The 841-nt window shown below is 62.5% G+C and carries 1 protein-coding gene; it reads left to right on the top strand.

The window, feature by feature from the left end; all coding sequences use genetic code 11:
• The first annotated feature begins 74 nt into the window (after nt 1-74).
• Nucleotides 75-829 (top strand): IS5 family transposase gene (locus ACQ5SP_RS16485; RefSeq protein WP_430939502.1). Its coding sequence is split into 2 segments (ribosomal slippage): nt 75-410 and nt 413-829, totalling 753 coding nucleotides; the frame shifts between segments, so codons are not numbered across the junction.
• Nucleotides 830-841 lie beyond the last annotated feature (12 nt).

The following is an 841-nucleotide window of genomic DNA, read 5'->3' as shown; positions in this document are numbered from 1 at the left end:
AGGGTCAGGACCCGTAAACCCGTTTGAGGCTGCACTGTCTGCATGATTCAAGCTCCCAAGCGAATGGGGGAATGATGAGCGAGCATTTCTGGCTGACCGACGAGCAGATGGAGCGGCTGCGGCCGTTCTTTCCGAAGTCCCGGGGCAAGCCTCGGGTTGATGACCGGCGGGTACTGAGCGGCATAATCTACATCAAGAAGGCCGGGTTGCGGTGGAAGGACGCGCCTGCCGTGTATGGGCGGCCGAAGACCCTCTACAACCGGTTTGTCCGCTGGTCCCGAATGGGCGTGTTCGCCAGGATCTTCGTCGAGCTTGCCCAGCCGGGACCAGACGGCGACGTGATCATGATCGACAGCACCCACATCAAAGCCCACCGCACGGCGGCAAGCCTCTCAAACGGGGGACGCGCCCGCGGGCCATCGCGCGGACCAAAGGCGGTCTAAACTCGAAGCTGCACATGCTCTGCGACGCACTGGGTCGGCCACTAACCTTCTTCCTGTCCCCAGGCCAGATGAGTGATGCGAAGGGCGCGCTGGTCCTAATGGACGCCCTGCCGCCTGCCAGGACGCTCTTGGGTGATAAGGGCTACGACGCCGATTGGTTCCGTGATGGCCTCGCAGACAAGGGGACTATTGCCTGCATCCCGGCTCGGCACGGACGCAAGAACCCCGCCCGCCATGACCGGAAACTCTACAAGCAGCGCCACCGGATCGAGAACCTGTTCGCTCGCCTCGAGGACTGGCGCCGCATCGCCACTCGCTACGACAGATGCGGTGAACTCTTCCTCTCCGCCATCTGCATCACGGCGACCGTCATGTTCTGGTTGTGAGTCCTGACCCTA

Origin of the sequence: Rhodovulum sp. YNF3179, from assembly GCF_050586465.1 — a bacterium.
Lineage (GTDB): Bacteria > Pseudomonadota > Alphaproteobacteria > Rhodobacterales > Rhodobacteraceae > CAJXYS01.
Note: the sequence above shows the minus strand (reverse complement) of the source record. Positions and strands in the feature narration are given on the sequence as shown.